The 18,152-nt window shown below is 44.4% G+C and carries 16 protein-coding genes and 1 tRNA gene; all 17 read right to left on the bottom strand.

Features of this window, described 5'->3' with window-relative positions:
• Positions 1 to 151: 151 nt before the first annotated feature.
• Positions 152 to 1,564: a cysteine--tRNA ligase gene (cysS, locus tag IE039_RS04275; protein WP_189428794.1), complete on the bottom strand. Its 1,413-nt coding sequence runs from the start codon at positions 1,562 to 1,564 to the stop codon at positions 152 to 154.
• Positions 1,565 to 1,683: 119 nt separating this feature from the next.
• Complete coding sequence (locus IE039_RS04270; protein ID WP_010004464.1) at positions 1,684 to 2,901, bottom strand: phosphoglycerate kinase; 1,218 nt, start codon at positions 2,899 to 2,901, stop codon at positions 1,684 to 1,686.
• Between the two features lie 80 nt (positions 2,902 to 2,981).
• Positions 2,982 to 3,815, bottom strand: a complete 834-nt coding sequence (locus tag IE039_RS04265) for a glycosyltransferase (RefSeq protein WP_189428793.1) — start codon at positions 3,813 to 3,815, stop codon at positions 2,982 to 2,984.
• Positions 3,812 to 5,257: a glycosyltransferase gene (locus tag IE039_RS04260; protein ID WP_189428792.1), complete on the bottom strand. Its 1,446-nt coding sequence runs from the start codon at positions 5,255 to 5,257 to the stop codon at positions 3,812 to 3,814. Before IE039_RS04260 ends, IE039_RS04265 begins: the two co-directional genes overlap by 4 nt.
• A gap of 125 nt (positions 5,258 to 5,382) precedes the next feature.
• Entirely contained in the window at positions 5,383 to 6,063 is a 681-nt protein-coding gene (locus tag IE039_RS04255) for a DUF4811 domain-containing protein (protein ID WP_189428791.1), read from the bottom strand.
• A 1-nt stretch (position 6,064) separates the two neighbouring features.
• Entirely contained in the window at positions 6,065 to 7,567 is a 1,503-nt protein-coding gene (locus tag IE039_RS04250; protein ID WP_189428790.1) for an MDR family MFS transporter, read from the bottom strand.
• A 126-nt stretch (positions 7,568 to 7,693) separates the two neighbouring features.
• The gene (locus IE039_RS04245) at positions 7,694 to 8,368 is read right to left on the bottom strand and encodes a type I pantothenate kinase (protein ID WP_010006521.1); all 675 of its coding nucleotides are present in this window, start codon (positions 8,366 to 8,368) and stop codon (positions 7,694 to 7,696) included.
• Complete coding sequence (helD, locus tag IE039_RS04240; protein WP_189428789.1) at positions 8,365 to 10,731, bottom strand: RNA polymerase recycling motor HelD; 2,367 nt, start codon at positions 10,729 to 10,731, stop codon at positions 8,365 to 8,367. Before helD ends, IE039_RS04245 begins: the two co-directional genes overlap by 4 nt.
• Before the next feature lie 135 nt (positions 10,732 to 10,866).
• Positions 10,867 to 10,938: transfer RNA gene (locus IE039_RS04235), tRNA-Glu, on the bottom strand.
• Positions 10,939 to 11,062: 124 nt separating this feature from the next.
• Positions 11,063 to 12,310 (bottom strand): NADH-dependent flavin oxidoreductase, encoded by a 1,248-nt coding sequence (locus tag IE039_RS04230; protein WP_189428788.1) that lies wholly within the window; start codon positions 12,308 to 12,310, stop codon positions 11,063 to 11,065.
• A gap of 25 nt (positions 12,311 to 12,335) precedes the next feature.
• On the bottom strand, positions 12,336 to 12,773 hold the full coding sequence (locus tag IE039_RS04225; protein ID WP_229782835.1) for a hypothetical protein: 438 nt from the start codon (positions 12,771 to 12,773) through the stop codon (positions 12,336 to 12,338).
• The gene (locus IE039_RS04220) at positions 12,773 to 13,249 is read right to left on the bottom strand and encodes a hypothetical protein (RefSeq protein WP_010004136.1); all 477 of its coding nucleotides are present in this window, start codon (positions 13,247 to 13,249) and stop codon (positions 12,773 to 12,775) included. The genes IE039_RS04225 and IE039_RS04220 overlap by 1 nt, the downstream gene beginning before the upstream one ends.
• A 148-nt stretch (positions 13,250 to 13,397) precedes the next feature.
• Positions 13,398 to 14,024: a LysM peptidoglycan-binding domain-containing protein gene (locus IE039_RS04215; RefSeq protein ID WP_010004135.1), complete on the bottom strand. Its 627-nt coding sequence runs from the start codon at positions 14,022 to 14,024 to the stop codon at positions 13,398 to 13,400.
• A 150-nt stretch (positions 14,025 to 14,174) separates the two neighbouring features.
• On the bottom strand, positions 14,175 to 15,683 hold the full coding sequence (locus tag IE039_RS04210) for a bifunctional metallophosphatase/5'-nucleotidase (RefSeq protein WP_189428786.1): 1,509 nt from the start codon (positions 15,681 to 15,683) through the stop codon (positions 14,175 to 14,177).
• 42 nt (positions 15,684 to 15,725) lie between these two features.
• Positions 15,726 to 16,535, bottom strand: a complete 810-nt coding sequence (gene phnE / locus IE039_RS04205; protein WP_048700442.1) for a phosphonate ABC transporter, permease protein PhnE — start codon at positions 16,533 to 16,535, stop codon at positions 15,726 to 15,728.
• A gap of 11 nt (positions 16,536 to 16,546) precedes the next feature.
• Positions 16,547 to 17,368, bottom strand: coding sequence for a phosphonate ABC transporter, permease protein PhnE (gene phnE, locus IE039_RS04200; RefSeq protein WP_010003735.1), 822 nt, complete (start codon positions 17,366 to 17,368; stop codon positions 16,547 to 16,549).
• On the bottom strand, positions 17,368 to 18,114 hold the full coding sequence (gene phnC, locus IE039_RS04195) for a phosphonate ABC transporter ATP-binding protein (RefSeq protein ID WP_029510006.1): 747 nt from the start codon (positions 18,112 to 18,114) through the stop codon (positions 17,368 to 17,370). The genes phnE (IE039_RS04200) and phnC overlap by 1 nt, the downstream gene beginning before the upstream one ends.
• Positions 18,115 to 18,152 lie beyond the last annotated feature (38 nt).

Raw genomic sequence — 18,152 nt, 5'->3', positions numbered from 1 at the left:
TTTTACTTCTTTTTTACACGTTCGCTTTATACCTTTATCACACTTTTTATCACTTTCTTCGTTCGTTTTTTATCCAGTATAAACTAATAAAACTATCTATAAGTTTGTCTTTGTATAAACGTTGACTAATAAAAAAACCGCCAAAGCGGTTTTACTTGGCGCGATGCCATCGCTGCCCTTGTGGTGTATCTTCTATGATAATACCTAATGTCTTAAGTTGCTCACGTAGCTCATCTGATGTTTGGTAGTCTTGCGACGTCCGTGCAATGGCGCGGGCATCAATCAAGCGGCGTTGTTCAGCCGTCAGATCCGACGCTCCTGATAACCCATCAATTCCCAAAACACCCATTAGCGTCTCAATTGTCGTTAATAGTTTTGTCACCGTACCATCGTAAACAGTTGTCGCTTCTGCATACGTATTTGCTAATGTAATCAACTCAAAAATTGCAGCTACGGCATTGGGTACATTAAAGTCATCATCCATCGCTAGCTCAAAGGCTTCGACCTGTTGCTGGATGGTTGTTTCTAGCACAGTATCTTGACCAGGGACAGCATCTGCTAAACGGAATTGTAAATTGCGATATCCTGTCCGGAGCCGTTCTAGCGCAGCACGTGCCTGTGCCAATGTGTCCGGCGCATAGTTAATTGGCCGCCGATAATGTGTTGTGGCAAGTAAATAGCGAATTGCCATTGGGTCATCGTAATCCGTTAGCATATCATGCAGGGTGGTAAAGTTCCCTAATGACTTGGACATCTTTTCATTATCAACATTCACAAAGCCGTTATGTAGCCAATAATTCACAAATTTTTGACCCGTCCGTGCCTCTGATTGGGCAATTTCATTTGTATGATGTGGAAACGCCAAATCAATGCCGCCACCATGAACATCAATCGTTTTGCCCAAATATTTTTGTGACATGACCGAGCACTCAATGTGCCAACCTGGTCGACCATTGCCCCAAGGCGATGCCCAAGCAATTTCATCGACATCACGACTAGCTTTCCAAACCGCAAAGTCAATCGGATCTTCTTTGCGGGTTTGTTCGTCATCATCTAAGCGGCCAGCAGCATTAGCAGTCATTTCGGTTAAGTCTTGATGGGCCAAAATACCATAGCCCTTGAATTGCTTGGCACGGAAATAAACATCTCCCGCCGATTCATACGCATACCCTTTATCAATCAAATCTTGTACAAAGGTAATAATATCTGGAATGACTTCGGTCGCGCGTGACCGAATCGTTGCAGGCTTAATGTTAAGTGGCAACGTATCGGCATGAAAAGCATCAGCATATTTGTTGGCAATCGTCATTTCATCAACGCCTTCTTCGCGTGCGCGCTTGATGATTTTATCGTCCACGTCGGTAAAATTCGAGACATATTTGACAGTGTAACCGCGATATTCAAAGTAACGACGAATCACATCAAAAGTAATCGCCGATCGCGCATTGCCAATATGGATGTAGTTATACACTGTCGGTCCGCAGACATACATACTCACTTTACCCGGTGTTAGCGGTTTGAAAACTTCTTTTTCTCGAGACAATGTATTATAAACCTGAATCATACGACACTCCTAAATCTTAGTTGACTTCGTTAGTCCTATTATACATGACATCGTCAAAATTATCCGAAGCCGACCTGATCAAAACCAACTAAAAAACAGCCGTTTGGCTGTTTTAACGTTTACTTTTCTGTAATTGCGGCAATTCCTGGCAATTCCTTACCTTCAAGGTATTCCAATGAAGCACCACCACCAGTTGAGATATGTGACAATTGGTCAGCAACACCTAATTGTTGTACGGCTGCAGTTGAATCACCACCACCAACAATTGTTGTACCACCGTTTTCAGTGACCTTCACTAATTCTTCGGCGATAGCCAAAGTTCCCTTAGCAAAGTTAGGCATTTCAAAGACACCCATTGGGCCGTTCCAAACAACTGTCTTAGCACCATCCAATGTATCTTGGAACAACTTCACTGACTTTGGTCCAATGTCTAGTCCCATGTAACCATCAGGGATACCGGCTGCTGCATCAACAACTTCTGTCTTGGCATCATTTGAGAAAGCATCAGCGGCAACTGAATCAACTGGCAAAACAAGCTTGTCGCCAGCTTCTGCCATCAATTCCTTAGCCAATTCAACCTTATCCGCTTCAAACAATGAGTTGCCAATCTTGTAACCCTTTGCAGCATCAAAAGTATAGGCCATCCCACCACCAACAATTACCTTGTCGGCCTTTTCAAGCAATGACTTGACGATTTCAATCTTATCTGAAACCTTGGCACCACCAATAATGGCAACAAATGGACGCACTGGGTTTGCCACAGCGTCACCCAAGAACTTGATTTCCTTTTCCATCAAGAAGCCAGCTGCTGCTTGTGACACATTTGCTGAAATACCAACGTTTGAGGCGTGGGCACGGTGTGCTGTACCAAAGGCATCGTTGACGAAGATATCATCACCCAATGATGCCCAGTACTTACCAAGTTCATCATTGTTCTTTGATTCATACTTTGTTTCTTGGCCGTCTGCAACGTCTTCAAAACGTGTGTTTTCAACCATCAAAACTTCGCCATCCTTCAAATCTGCAACAGCAGCTTCAAGTTCAGCACCGCGTGTTTGTGGGACAAACTTCACTTCTTGACCCAACAATTCACCCAAACGCTTAGCAACTGGTGCCAATGACAAGTCCTTCTTATCGTCTTCAGACTTGATACGACCCAAGTGTGAGAACAAGATCGCACGTCCACCATGCTCAAGTACGTACTTGATTGTTGGCAACGCTGCCACAATACGGTTATCGTTTCCGATAACGCCTGCCTTGATTGGCACGTTGAAGTCAACGCGCATCAATACTTTCTTACCTGAAAGTTCCAAATCTGAAACAGTCAATTTAGCCATGATAGCCTCCAAAATTTTATTCTTACATACCTATTATAGAACAAAATCCCAACGTTGTGTTGGGATATGTGAAAAGGTATTCAAATTGTGACGACTTGGACTTTTTGCAACGGTAATCCTAGGACTTGCAGTGCTTGGTAGTCCTGTTCTGACACCCGTATCGTGGTCACTGGATGGGTGTCATCACGTAAAATATCTGCTAATTGTGCCCGTAAACGCCCTTTGGCATCTAGTACCCCATCTACCAGTGTTAATGTCGTCTGTTTTGGGACAAACGCCAATGTGCGATCTAACTGCGTCACATTAAACTGTGCCTGTGGCCAACGCTGGCACACCGCAGCTAAATAACTGGCAGCAGACGCATATTTTTGATCATACGCATACACAAAATTACGGTGCCCTTCAAAGTAAAAATCACGTACCTGGACAGTTTGTTTGCCAAAATAAAAATCGGATTGTTGCAACTCACCCGCACTAAAATATTGTTTGGCAAATAATGCCCCATTACGCTGGTAGATTTCTTTATAGTCTACTTTACCCGCTAAATCTAGCCAAATCACCGCTTGAACAAACCGTTGCGCATCATTAAACCAGCGCACCCGCGCACGATCATAACCGTGACTCACAATATGTTTGGTCCAATCACTATAAATCAAAAATTGCGCATCAGCTGGTACTGGAAAATCCGTCCACCAAATACCCGTCGTGTCATCAATAGCCGTTAAGTACCGTTGCGCATACATATCATAAACTTGCTCTGGTAATAGTCCTAATTTTTTCACAAGATGAACCGCGTCTTCATGCGGTGTTGCCAGCCACAAAGCGTCACTTTTCCCCGTACGTACCCGCTCAATTTGCCAAGCAACGCCCGGTGCATCACTATAAGTTAAGGCATTAATCATTTCAATCCTCATCTCAAAGCCTCCACTAAACGCCCCCACTGCCTGGCAATATCAGCATTGAGAAATACACTTGATCGTCGACTAGCACCACGCGATAACGCATCATAGTTATCAAAAATGCGGCGCATGGCCGCAGCCAAATGTGTGATGTTCTGTGCTTCAGCCGTGGTTTGTGGCTCAAAGGCCGCCAAATAGCCGTTCTCGCCGTCACGCACTAAAGTTTGTGCCCCATAGCGATTCGTATAAGTTGCAATTGGCAGTCCTAAACTCATCGCCTCTAGGTAAGCCAGCCCAAAACCTTCGGAATAAGAAGCAGAAACAAACGCATCATACTGCTGCATGTCTGCTAACACATCCTGACTCAACCCTTTTAGCGTCACGACATCTGCTAACTGATGCGTTTGGATGAATTGTGCTAAGGGGGCATATTCTTGTCCCACACCATAAATTGCTAAAGTTAGGGGCATCCCCGCATCACGTAATTGTTTGACGGCCATTATGACATGCGTTAAATTCTTTTCGACGTGTAAACGTGCTGCGGTGACGAATTTAGCCGTGTGCCCTTGCCAATGACGCGCCGGCGCAATGGCCGGCACCCCACCAACTGGTATCACCACGATTTTATCAGCAACATCCGACACACCTAGCGTTTGTAACTGCGATAGGATATCTTCACGCTGCTGATGCGTTGAGACAATAATGACATCGACGACAGCTAAATGATCAAATAAGTATTGATAATAAGTATTCCAAAGTGGATGGCCGTTAACAAAACCAACAAAATGCGCCGCATGAATGACCACCCCCAGCTGCAATGGCGAACCGGCCTGCTTCAAACTAATTAAGGCTGCTTCATGTGAGACACCACGATCAACGAAATAAACATTTTGGGTAAAATAACGCTGCAGTTCTGCAAAGAAAAAGGTGAGCAACTCTTCCTGCGTTGTGAATAAGTAGTGCTGACCGCGAAAGTTATCGACATGGATATTGACAGGGCGTTTACCATTTTCGCCATCATATTGATAATGCCAAGCCACGCGATGTTGCTGATTTTCAAGTATCACGCGATCATCAACCACAACATATTCACCGTCTCGTGTCCGACGCTTTCGGCGTTGGATCGTTTCTGTATACCGACCAGTGGCTTGTCTAAACAGTAGTCGTTGTGTTTGCTCAGTATCCCAAAGCGATTCTTCATAATAGACTTGTGGCTGACGCGTCCCCTGTTGTAGATAATCATCTGGGTCGTCACTTAACAAATAGTCATAAAGTCCAATAACTTCATGTTCAGCCAGTTGCCATTCTGACATATGTTGATGTAACTGTGGTAAATGGTCAGTAAACACCAACTTAAACGGCAAGCCTTGTTCACGAAAACGGGCCGCACGATAAAACTGGGCATGTTCGACACCACTATTGCTATGGCCAATGCCTTGATTGACAAAAAAATACATGCGTAAATTCACCCTCCTGTCGCTGACTGTGACCCGTACCATATCGGTACACTAGCCCATTATTTTCATTATCATAGCATAAAAGCGACAACCTCTAAAGTCGAAGTTGTCGCTTTTATCTGTGCTTATTGTGTAATTTGCAACACTTGTTTAATCTGATCAACTTGTGCGCGGGCGGCCCGATCTGGGTCTATCTTGGCCAAAGCAGCTAATTCCGCTTGCTTGGCCGCAGCACCAGCTTGTTCTTCTGGTGTCTTAGGTGCCATCTTGGCAGCCAACGACTTCGCCTGATCCGGCGTCATCGCAATCCAAGTTGCCGGCACTTGATAAATCACATGCTTGTGCTTCAACTGGTGATTATTATCTGCCCAACCAAACAAGAACTTGTAAGTGTTGTTACGGTAGACATAACGCGTTGTTTGCACAATTTTGTATGCCTTATCACCAGCAACGGCGACACGCTGAGAGGTCGTCTTCAAATCCGGTTTTGCCAATGTCGTTTTCTTGGCGTCCGGTGAAGCCTTGTAAATATAAACATTTTCTTTACCCGCAGTCCCAACACTTTGATACAAAAGTACCCCAAATTGTTGTTGCGGTGAACCTGCTGAGTAAATTTCAGTTTTAGTCGTTGTCACCACTGTTTTCATACCAAAATGGCTATGCATGTTGGCAACAATCGCAATAACACTCAAAATCAAACCGATAAACATGACGGTTACCGTCACATAACGTGTCACAGTTGACTTAATCGTCATATTTGCCCAAAAGGCTAGAACGGCAAATACTGCCAGAATAATGATAATCATCTTATGCTGCCTCCTTTGCCGGTGTATTGACCTTACCACTGTGTAGGAAGAACGCGATTAAGATGGCAACAATCGCAAAGCCTGCAGCTAGGAAGAATGAGGCGTGGAAACCAGTTAACGTGGCATCCAAGGCTTTCTTACCAAACAACAATGGGTCTGCGCCCTTCATAGTGGTTGCTGGCATGTGATTTTGTGTGACCGATTGCATCACTGAAGCCAACACCGCTGTTCCCAAAGAAGACGCCACTTGACGCATGGTATTGTTTGCAGCTGTCCCTTGGGCAGCTGTTTGTGGTGACAAGGCACCCATCGCTGACGCCGTTAATGGCATCATGGTCATGGCAATACCAAACATACGCAATGTATAGAGCGCTGTAATGTAAAGTGTTGGGGTATCAGCAGTTAAATAAACCAATGGTACTGTCCCAATAATTAGGATCGTAAAGCCGGTAATCGCTAAACGCTTGGCGCCATGTTTATCGTAAAATGCCCCAGCAATTGGTGACACAATACCCATCATCAAGGCACCTGGTAACAAGATCAAACCAGAGTGAAGTGGCGTTAAGCCACGGATGTTTTGCATGTAAATTGGCAAAACCATTTCCACACCGATCATGGCCATCATGGCAAGTGATACCAAGATTGTTGTAATCGTAAACTGTTTTGATTTAAAGACGGACATATCCAAAAACGGCTTGTCCATTTTTGATTGATGCCAGATAAATTCGATCACGGTCAAAAAGCCAATGATTAATGGCACAATGACCTGCGCACTACCCCAACCATTTGAGGCAACCATCGCAAAGCCATACAAAACCAACCCAAAACCAAAGGTTGATTCAATTAATGAGCGCACGTTCAACGTCACCTTTTGCGTTGGTAAGACATCATGGAAAATGAAGCATGACGCAATCATAACTACAATGACCACGGGTAGTACCACACCAAAGATAGAACGCCAAGAACTCACTAATGTGAAGCCCAATAACGTATGATCCTCTTCAAGAATCCAACCAGATAACGTTGGTCCGATGGCTGGTGCCATACCGATAACCAAGCCCCCAAGCCCCATGGCTTTACCACGTGATTCTGCATCAAATAATGATAGCGACACCACCTGCATTAAAGGCATCAAGATACCAACCGCCATGGCTTGCAAGACACGGGCCACCATCAACAGCCAAAAAGCATTAGTTGGCGTCACAAAAGCCACCAAGGTCCCGATAGTAAATAGTCCCAAAGACGAAAGATACAAAGCCTTCGTTGGAACGCGTGTTGTCAAGTAAGCTGAAACTGGCACCATAATACCGTTTGCCATCAAGAAAATGGTTGTTAACCATTGGACGGTTGAGGCATTCACGTTAAAAGCGGTCATTAACGCAGGTAACGCAGTCCCTAATGCTGTTTGCATCAGCATCACTGAGAACACGCCGACAAGCAAGACCATCATCATCGCCATACGATTGACGGGTTTCCCATGCACGTCGAGAATTTTTTCACTCATATATAACTCCTTTTTTGATCATTATCACATTAATTAGCGTTTTCTAAACGAACGATCCATTTGATCATGTAGAATATCTTACCGCTAACGAAAAAAATTGTCAACAAAGTTGACAATTAATTACGATCATTTTATTGTTATACGGCGAATCTGATGTTCCGAATCCAGACTGACAACAGCATCAGCCTGTTGTTGTGTGGGTAAAATATAGCGATCCAGATTGACTTGATTCGTTTCATCCCAGGTGGTCATCGCTAATTCAGATAATTCAGCAACCGGCATTTTGGCAAACTGATACCGCCATGAGGTCGGATCGTCTTGCGCTTGCGCCGTCATGGCCAATGTCCGTGACAAATACCACGCTTTAATATCTGCTAATGACGCATCTAAATAAATTTTAAAATCAAGGACTGCCAATTGCAGGGCGACAACACCTTCAATAATTAAAATATCCGGACGCGAAATCGTTTGCTGGGCTTGGGCATCAATATCTGCAATATCTTGGCGATAAAGCGGTATTGTAACGGTCGATTGACCAGCTTGAAAGGCCGCAATCATCTGTGCCATTTTGTCCAACCCATACGTTTGCGGGAAGCCCTTTTGATCAAATAACCCCTGCGACATGAGCGTCGCGTTAGACATCAAAAAATCATCCGTGCTAACAACAGCGACGTTAACGGCTAATGCCTCAGCCAAATTGGCCGCAAACGTACTTTTCCCAACCGCCACCGATCCGGTAATCCCCACTGTCATGAAGTCACCCTGATAGCGTTGTTGAATCGCTTGTACTAACGTGTTCATGCCTTAACCTCATAGAGGTCTGCCGGCACATCATCCAACAAAACCGTGGCCTGGTCTTGCGCTAGCATCGTCAATTCGTGCATCGCGCGGCTCGCTACCGTATATAACAGACGGCGTTCTGAATCATCCCCATAACGGGTATTATCCGCATGCCAAATCACCACTGAATCAAATTCCAACCCTTTAGCTAAGTAAGACGGCACAATAATGGCCCCTTGTGCCAGTCGCTGATTTTCAGATTGAATCAACGTCACCGAACGATCACCCAATTGACGCGCCAAGTTCTGGGCATCTTCCAGTGTTTTGGTGATAATGGCCGTCGATGTTTTCTGCTCAGCATCTACTGCTAACCGTTGACGGAGTTGTGCCAGCATCGCCTCCTCATCAGGTAACACGTATAATTCTGGCTTATTTCCTGCACGGTTAAAGGCATCAATATCCTCACCACCTCGCAAAATGTGCTTGGTAAAGTCAGTAATTTGTTGGGTTGACCGATACGTTTGGGTCAATTTAACCGTTTCAACGCGATCTGGATCAAATAAGGTCGCAAAATCTTGTTGTAACGTTGTGGCATTATCTTTGGTAAAGATCGCTTGATTCAAATCACCTAGCACCGTGAATTTTGCGCGTGGGAAGCTAAACTTCAAAAAGGCCAGTTGGAAAGGCGTGTAATCTTGTATTTCATCAATAAATAAGAAGCGAATATCACGTTCCCCATTTTTTCCGGTAATCAAATCATAAAGATACAGGTAAATGGTCGTGTCAATTAATGATAATTGCTTATTTTTTAGGGCATCGATCACGCTGTCAACATGGGCTGTCCAGTCCGCCATGGATACCCCAAATTTTGACAAATCAATATACTCATGAGCATGACGTAAGAAATCAACAAATTGCGCATTGATATTCAAAAAGCTACCCCGTCGAATTTGACGTGCTAATGGCTTTAAGGCACGCGTTACAATTTGTCGTGACAAGAATTGGCGTTCCGCTTTTTCACTCGCAAACTCGCGTTCTTTAGGGCCTTCACCCAGCTGTGCTAAGCGTGTTTTTGCAGCCGCATCTTGCTCTTGATCATCGCCCATCCGGACACGGCCGGCACCAACTAATTCGTCATATTCTTGCTTAGAGAGGTTTTCAATTTCAAGTTCAACCCAGTCTTTGCGCATTTCCGTCCCAATTCGCGCACTTAACAGCCGCATGAGACTGTCACGTGTTGCTTCTAACCGTTGGCCCAACTTATAGTTGTCGTTATATTGGTAATAAATTTCGGCAATGCGTTCTTTCGTTACCAATGGTTCACCGCGGAACATAATATTACGAATACGCATATCGGCGCGGTTCAAATGTTCAGCATACGCGGTAACCGCGTCAAACATCGCCAAACTTCCCTTCGCTAAGTTGATTGCAGCGGAGGTGTGATCATATTCAAAGCGTTCTTGCAGGGTTTCCACCGCAATCTTTGGTAAACGACGTGACGCATACTGATAAAATGTCATCTGGACCATATTTTGTTCACCAAGTTCTGGCAAAACATTATCAATATAGTCATTAAACAATTGGTTTGGACTAAATAATACCACTTGTCCAGATGTCAACTTACCGCGGTAGCGGTACAACAAATAAGCAACACGCTGCAAGACAGCCGCCGTTTTCCCCGATCCGGCAGCACCTTGGACAAATAACAAGTCGGCAGCCGTGTTACGAATGATTTTATTTTGTTCTTTTTGAATCGTTGTCACGATGGACTTCATTTTAGTTGATGATTCACCTGACAAGGCATTCATCAACATCGCATCCCCAATCGCTTCCTCTGTGTCAAAGAGTGTGACAATCACACCATCTTCAATCTGGAATTGTCGTTTCAACGTCACATTTGCTTGTTGGGTACCATCTGGTGTCAGATAAGAGACATCACCAATGCCGCCATCATAGTAAATCGACGCCACTGGCGCACGCCAATCATACACTAAAAACTTATGGTCTTCATCACTAAATGACCCAAGACCAATATAAATCGTTTCGGCTTCGCCAGAATCACTTGCTGACTCGCTAAAATCAATCCGCGCAAAGTACGGCCGTTCAATTTGCTTCGTCAACGTGGCAAAACGTTGTTCTGCCCGCGTCTTAGAATTTTCTCGTTCGGAAAGCATTTGTTGCTGTTGCCGAATTGAGGCGGCTGTCTCGACAATCCCAGAATAAGTGTCCGTCTTGAGGCGAACACCCCCCCAATTCTGGGCAACACTGTTAATGTTTTTATTTGTCCGTTTAATTTCAGCATCAGTGGTCTGCAATGCTTTTTTCATTGCTGTTAGCGTTTTGTTCAAGTATTTTGTTTCATCAGTTTTAATTTCGTTGGCCAAAATCCGTCTCGCTCTCTTCAAATTCAGTGCTTTAATTATACGCTTTATCCAGCCAGAACACAAAAAAGCACCAACCAACAATTGGTCAGTGCTTTTGGACACATAAAAAGCCGCAACCGAAGTTGCGACTTGATATAGCTCGTGAGAGAATCGAACTCTCGATTCCGCCGTGAAAGGGCAGCGTCTTAGCCACTTGACCAACGAGCCATGGTCAGTGATGTTTGATCTGTATCAAACAACTATATTAGTATAGCAAGAAATCAAAACGCCGTCAATACTTTTTATCAAAAAATGTCATCAATTTTTACAAATTAATTGCCCTCACATTGGTTTATTCAGATTGTGACGCTTTTGGCTTCATCGTTAAGAGTTGGGTTGGCTCAACTGGCCGTGGCGCATTCACAACGTTGTGCTTATAGTATTGCCATGGAACTTTGGGATCAAACTCCGGATCGGTTGTAATGGGCAAACCATTTCTAAAGCGTGTCAGTAACCACTTTTCTAATGGCTTTGGCACTCCTAACAACTCAAAATCAGCTGGTGAAACCGCATACCGAATGGCTTGTATATCATGTTGCGCCACCTTTTGTACCCAGTTTGGTTCCACAATCAATTCACGGCCTAAGGCGGCAAACGTCACCCCTTCATCCATCAAACGTTCAACTTGTTCTGGTTGCTTCAATAGCCCAGCCACCATGATCGGAAAGTCTGCTGGTAATGCCTGCTTGTAGTGTGAAATAATCATGGCCGTGTCTGTTTTATCTTTAAACGGTGTTTGAAACGCATCTTTCAGTGATAAATGTAAATAGTCCACCGGCACTGCTGCAATCTTTTGAGCAAATGCTAACGAATCAGCTAGCGTAATCCCTGGTGTCATCGGTTCTTCCGGCGATTGTCGGTACCCTAACAAAAACGGCCGATCAGCATATTTATCAATCGTTTGTGCCACTTTAGCCGTCACGGCTAAGCCAAAACGCTCACGTTTTTCTAACGAGCCACCCCAAATATTATCCCGTCGGTTACTATCTGGTGAAAAAAACTGTTGCATCAAATATAAGTTCGCCCCATGCAACTCGACGCCATCAAAACCTGCTAAGATAGCACGCCGTGTGGCCTGTGCAAAATCATCAATCGTTTGTACAATTTCATCATGCGTTAATGCCCGTGGTGTTTCGTGATCACCTTTTGGATAAGGCTGCGCTGAAGCCGAAACAGGGGTTTCGCCACGTAAAATCGCACTTGTCGCTTGGCGACCAGCAGAAAAAATTTGTAAAATGGCCTTCGCACCACCAGATTGAATCGCACTTGCTAAGCGGCGCAAACCAGGAATATTGTCATCATGCGCCGCTGAAAGGCCGCCCTCCCAACCACGGCCTAATTCGTTCACATAAGCCACTTCGGTCACAATCATCCCCGGCCCTTGTGCACGTAATTGATAAAAATGCAATTCATTATCTGATACACTACCATCTTCTAGTGACGAGCGTAATGTCGTTGGCGCCATCACCACGCGGTTACGTACCGTCATCGCTTTATTTTTAAAGGTATAGTTGTCTAAAAAATCATAATTTATTTGCATAAGTCCATTATACAAGAAAAAGCAATTATCGTACGGCGTTGGTGACGAGAATTGCTTTTTCGAAATGGTCAAAATCATGGTACAGTAACTTTTCATAATTGAGCCATTGGTCTGCTGGTTGAATAAAATAAACCAGCTCAATTAATTTACTGTACAGCATTTTGGCTGTGGCGGTCTGATCTTGTAAAATAGCTTGAATCACAGTGACAATTTTTTTAATGAATTGAGCATGCCAAGCCAATGCATCAGTTGAAACGGTCGTAATTTGTGTCACAAGTTGCATACTTGTGGTCATATCTTGCTGTTGCAGGGCTGCCATCAACATTTTGTATTGCATTTCAACTAAAAAATTCGTCAAATACGGTGCGACGTCATGACTGTCTGTCAGTCGCTGCGTTAATGCCGCTTGGGCTTTAGGAAAATTCATTTGTAGTTGGTCATAAGTTAAATGTGGTATCACCACTAAAAAAGCGCAAGTTCAGTTGCTGTACGGTACGTTGAGGCACACAAAATACCGGTTATCAGTGGTAACAACGGCTGAATTTGTGCCCGTTCTTCGTCATAATCAACGGTTTGCTGTATTTGACGCAACACCTGCACCAACGGTGCATAATCATGCACTTGGGTCGCAACTTGTGCGGCTATTTGTAATTGTTCTGATCGTGACAAACCTTGCTGTGTCGGCTTTTTGCCTATTGTTTGGCAAGCTTCTTCTTGTAAGACACGGGCATACATCAAAAAATCAGTCAAATTAACGTGTAATACATTGAGAATGGATAACAACCGCGTCATCCCCAAATCACCCGCGCCGTTAAGATAAGCATAAAAACGACTACGTGAAATATTGGCTTCCGTTAAAATACGCTTAACCGGCACTCGTTTTTCATGCACAAAAAACTTTAATGCCTGATTATAGTATTGGCTCTCTAACATTGTCATCGTTCCCCTCCCCAAAGGCCCTCTTGCGTTGATACAAGTATACCGACTTGCTAAAAAGGTGTCAAACAAGTTCAGCCAAAATGGCAACAAAAAAAGATCACCGTAGTGATCTTTTAACGTATAAATTCGGGCGTATTCACGCTAAATTTTAATACCAACCAGTTTCTTGTGAGTGTGCCCAAGCGTTTTCGGCTGTACCATAACGTGCTGCAATATAAGCCTTCATGGCGTTCAATTGGTCGTTATAGTCAGCTGAGTTACCACCGTAAACGGCACGTGCTTGTGCTGACAATTGACCGATACCATAGTATTGACCGTTACGTGCATGCACGTTACCACCAGATTCGCGCGCAATCAAAGCGTTCAAAGCCGCTGAAGATGATACTTGTGGTGCAGCTTGGCGAACAGGCGCTGCAGCTGGTGCTTGTTGTACTGGCGCTTGTTGTACCGGTGCGGCAACAGGTGCTGCTGGTGCTTGAGCAACTGGTGCTTGTGCTGGGGCAGCAGTTGCTTGTGACGCAGCTGCTTCAGCAAAAGTCAAATGTTGACCAACAAAAATCAAGTTCACATCAGTGATGTTGTTCTTAGCAGCGATATCTTCAACTGTTGTGTTGTATTCACTTGACAACTTGTTCAATGTGTCGCCAGCCTTAACAACATAGTCTGTTGGGCGGTTTTGTGAATCTGTCGTGTCGGCGCTAGCATGTGATGCACCGAAAGCAAATGCGCTGGCTACACCAGCAGCAACTGTTAATGTCTTTTTAAAACTAAGCATGAAATATATACCTCTTATTGGATTGATTTAAGTTTTTCTTACGATATGTTACGTAGAGTATTCTATGCTTTAAATATAATAAGCAAACATCGAGATGATGTCAGTTATATTACGCACTGTTATTTAATAAACTTTAACAATCAAATTTGTTCAATATTTCAGTTTGAAGGCGAGTTTTGGGGCGGTTGGGAGCTGCTGATGCGTTTTAAAATAGGCCGTTAGCAATTCTTGTACGGCCCGATCATCACTAAAAACAGTTGGTGCCTGTTGATAAGCCGCATAATTGCCACCACCAACAGCACGATAACTATTCATGGCAACGGTTAAGGTATCCTCGTCCTGGACCGCTTGTCCGTTAAAACGCATGGCAGTCACCCGTTGCCCAACTGGTTGCGTGACATCAAACGTGTATTGCAACCCATACACCAAATCATAGTTATAGTGTTCAACTTTAGGCTGGAGCCAAGCTGGATTAATCGCCAACTGGCCGTTTTCTTCTAATATAAAGTAGTCTGCGGTATGTTCTAAACTAGCCCGCAACGCACGACCCGTGACCCGCTTAGTGACTAAGGTGTTATCAAAGGGATAGTTTTGCAAAATTTGTCGTAACGTGACGTTGACCGGTAAACTCATCGGATTGTTGTTTAAACTCACCAGTGTCACATCAGCTTGCGAAGCAGCGAGTTGCACGGCAGCAAGCCATTGCAAAATAGGATGACCAACTTGCGCTAATTCCAAAGGCGTCGCCGATGGTACTGGCGCATTTAATGTCGCAACCGGCTGGTCCAGCCACGCCTCAACTTGTTGCTGTAACGGCGCGAGGGCTGTAACGATGTCTGGGCGGGCGATGTCACCAACTGGTTTCGTTTCAGCAGCAAACTCCCATTGGTCTTGATGCTTTTGACCTGTTACCACTGCAAATTTTTTCGCTTGATTGGGTAGTTGTAGCGTTAACACCCCATTAATCACTTGCGGCTGCACGTCACCATGCTGGTGCGCGGTGAGTAAGATGTCTAAATCAAGCGCTTGCGTTAATGCCCACGCCATATTTTCTGTCGTGTCACTCAGTAATTGACCAGTGGCCAAATCGCGTTCATACCCCCCATGATAAAGCCCAATCACCACATCAGCATGTGCCCGCAAGTAAGCAACGGTTTGTTGGGCCTGATGCAATGGTGCGGTAATTTTAATGCCATTTAAATGGGCCGGTTGTTCCCAAATATTGATATAATCCGTAACTAAGCCCATTAACCCAATCCGTGTCCCATCCCCTAGCGTTTTAATTTGTGCGGGGTACAGAGTGTGGCCGTTCAAATCCGTCACATTTTCGGCAATCACCGTCGCATCCAGGCGCGCTAAATGTTGCTGGAGGGCATCATAACCAAAATTAAAATCATGATTTCCTAGGGTCACATAATCGTAACCCGCCAGATTCATGGCCGTCGTCACGGCATCTTGTGCCGGCTGTTGTTGTAAATATTGCAACATTGGTGAGCCTTGAAACATATCGCCGCCATCAATAATAAGCGTTTGGGCATCTTTTTGAAAATGAGTGGCCGCATTGGCTAAGCCTAACGGCTGCGCACCTGCTTGTATGTAGTCCGTTGGAAGTAAGTAGCCATGGACGTCAGATGTATAATACAGTTTAAATTGTTTCATTGTCTCCTCCTAAAAAAAGACGACCTTGGTCGTCTAGGTGTCCTAGCCCCGTAAAATTTTTTGTCGTAATTTGTCCGACAAAATTTCCACAACAAAGACCAAAATGAAGAGTCCGATTAAAATAGCGCCCACTTGATGCCAATGATACGCACTCAAGGCAAAAATCATTGGCGCTCCAATACCACCAGCGCCGACAAGCCCTAAAATAGTCGCTTCCCGTAAATTCATATCAAACCGATACACTAAAATTGAAATAAAATCTGGCCCCAATTGTGGTAAGACGCCATAACGAATTTTCTGGAAAAAAGTTGACCCAAACGCATCCAACGATTCTAAAATACCAGGATCCAAATCTTCAATTGTTTCAATAAATAACTTCGAAATCATTCCAATTGAAACCACCGCCAATGTCATGACCCCCGCAAATGGCCCAGGCCCCGTGACACGAATAAACATCAAACCATAAACTAATGACGGAATGGTCCGAATGGCCATAATGATAAAACGGGTCACAATCACAACTGGTCGCGGCACAATATTCGTCGCTGATACAAATGATAGCGGCACCGCAATCACTGCCCCAACCAAAGTGCCAAGAAACGCAATAGCAATCGTTTGCAAAATCAGGTAGAAAACACCACTATCACCTAAGCCAAACAGCAATTGTGTATCTGGTGTGACAAGCCCCGTTAAAATACTCTGACCAATGTCAAAACCTTTAGCGGTAATATCTGCCCCCTTTAATGCCGGTGACGATAACCCAACCAAAACAAGCAATACCAGCGCAATCAGGGTATATTGACGGCCACGGCGTGGTGCTTGATTGAGAACTGACGTTAATTTTTGATTCATCTGCTCTCTCCTTAACTCAAATAGCGACGTAATTGTTGACTAACCATCTCAATCACAATCACAGCGACAAAGATTGCTAGCAAAATCATGCCCACACTTTGAAATTCCCGCCAGCCAATTTTTTCGTTCAAAATCATGCCAATACCACCAGCGCCAACATAGCCTAAAATAGCGGCGTAACGCACATTACCTTCAAACGCAAATAACGACGTTGATAAATAAGTCGGTAAAATTTGTGGCAAGATGGTGGTCACAAACGCCCGCGGTGCACTGGCACCAGTAGCGATTAACGCTTCATAGGCCCCCATATTCACCGTTTCAATATATTCAAATAATTGTTTCCCGACAAATGAGAAACTAAAAAGGAAAATCGCCACGGTGCCGGCAAAGGTGCCCAACCCGAAAATATAAGTCGCAATCAAAGCGGCCACCAATGTCGGAATCGTTCGCACAACGGTTAAAATAAAGCGCACCACTAAATTGACTAGTCGATGATTCATCACGTTGTGCGCTGCTATAATTGCAAACGGCAAAGCCAACGCTGCCCCAAAAAACGAGCCAAAAAATGACATTTGAATCGTGACCAACAACGGTGGCCACACTTGTGAAAAATAGGCCAAATTAGGTGGCCACATGCTCGCCAGAATTTGCCAAAAACCGACAAAATTGGTCACTAAGGTGACCAAACTAAACCCAGTTACCCACACCGAGATACTAATACCAATTAGCAATAACACGATAATGAGTGGCAATCGCGTAAATTTTTGTGAGACCACTTTACCATTAGCTAACTGATAGCTTTCGGCTTCAAATAATTTATCATACCAACCCATTACTGTCCCTCATCTTTACTGTAGATTAAGTCCAGGGTGGCTTGATTGATGCCGCTAGCTGGGCCATCATAAACAATTTGCCCCGCACGAATACCGATAATACGCTGCGTATATTCTAAGGCTAAGTCAACGTGATGAATGTTAATCAGCACCGTTTGGCCTAATTCTTGGTTGATCCGCTTAAAGTCATCCATGACTTCGTGCGCCGTCACCGGATCTAACGCTGCCACAGGTTCATCAGCCAGTAGGACACTTGGGTTTTGCGTTAATGTCCGCGCTAATGACACCCGTTGTTGTTGACCACCAGACAATTGATCAGTCCGCACGAATGCTTTATCTAACATTGACATCCGATCTAGTGCCTCTAGTGCGCGAATCTTTTCTGTTTTGGAAAATACCCCAAACAACACGCGCCAAAATGGCATATCCGGCACCAACGAACTCATCACATTTTTGAGAACTGAGATACGTGGCACAAGATTATACGATTGGAAAATCATGCCTACTTTGCGCCGATATTGTCGCAAGGCTTGCCCTTTCAAAGTTGAAATTTCAATCCCATCAACCGTGAGTTGGCCTTCGGTAATATTATTCAAGCGATTGATTGTCCGAATCAGCGTCGACTTCCCTGCCCCCGACATCCCAATAATGCCAATAAACTCACCGTCTTGAATTTCTAAATTAATATCTTGTAGCCCCTTAACCCCATTGGGATAGGTTTTTGAAACATGTTCAAATTTGATCATTTTTGCCGTCCTCATTTTCTGTGCCGTGCGCCAGTCTT

The organism is Leuconostoc lactis KCTC 3528 = DSM 20202 (assembly GCF_014651235.1).
In the GTDB taxonomy this organism is placed as follows: Bacteria; Bacillota; Bacilli; order Lactobacillales; family Lactobacillaceae; genus Leuconostoc; species Leuconostoc lactis.
This window is presented reverse-complemented; position numbering and strand designations above follow the sequence as displayed.

What these genes read in the sequence shown, in the direction of transcription:
- cysS (WP_189428794.1), bottom strand. Translation starts at nt 1,564, where the DNA reads ATGATTCAGGTTTATAATACATTGTCTCGAGAAAAAGAAGTTTTCAAA.
- IE039_RS04245 (WP_010006521.1), bottom strand. Translation starts at nt 8,368, where the DNA reads ATGAACACGTTAGTACAAGCGATTCAACAACGCTATCAGGGTGACTTC.
- phnE (WP_010003735.1), bottom strand. Translation starts at nt 17,368, where the DNA reads ATGGGTTGGTATGATAAATTATTTGAAGCCGAAAGCTATCAGTTAGCT.
- IE039_RS04265 (WP_189428793.1), bottom strand. Translation starts at nt 3,815, where the DNA reads ATGAGGATTGAAATGATTAATGCCTTAACTTATAGTGATGCACCGGGC.
- IE039_RS04270 (WP_010004464.1), bottom strand. Translation starts at nt 2,901, where the DNA reads ATGGCTAAATTGACTGTTTCAGATTTGGAACTTTCAGGTAAGAAAGTA.
- phnC (WP_029510006.1), bottom strand. Translation starts at nt 18,114, where the DNA reads ATGATCAAATTTGAACATGTTTCAAAAACCTATCCCAATGGGGTTAAG.
- IE039_RS04210 (WP_189428786.1), bottom strand. Translation starts at nt 15,683, where the DNA reads ATGAAACAATTTAAACTGTATTATACATCTGACGTCCATGGCTACTTA.
- IE039_RS04255 (WP_189428791.1), bottom strand. Translation starts at nt 6,063, where the DNA reads ATGATTATCATTATTCTGGCAGTATTTGCCGTTCTAGCCTTTTGGGCA.
- IE039_RS04215 (WP_010004135.1), bottom strand. Translation starts at nt 14,024, where the DNA reads ATGCTTAGTTTTAAAAAGACATTAACAGTTGCTGCTGGTGTAGCCAGC.
- IE039_RS04250 (WP_189428790.1), bottom strand. Translation starts at nt 7,567, where the DNA reads ATGAGTGAAAAAATTCTCGACGTGCATGGGAAACCCGTCAATCGTATG.
- phnE (WP_048700442.1), bottom strand. Translation starts at nt 16,535, where the DNA reads ATGAATCAAAAATTAACGTCAGTTCTCAATCAAGCACCACGCCGTGGC.
- IE039_RS04260 (WP_189428792.1), bottom strand. Translation starts at nt 5,257, where the DNA reads ATGTATTTTTTTGTCAATCAAGGCATTGGCCATAGCAATAGTGGTGTC.
- IE039_RS04220 (WP_010004136.1), bottom strand. Translation starts at nt 13,249, where the DNA reads ATGACAATGTTAGAGAGCCAATACTATAATCAGGCATTAAAGTTTTTT.
- IE039_RS04230 (WP_189428788.1), bottom strand. Translation starts at nt 12,310, where the DNA reads ATGCAAATAAATTATGATTTTTTAGACAACTATACCTTTAAAAATAAA.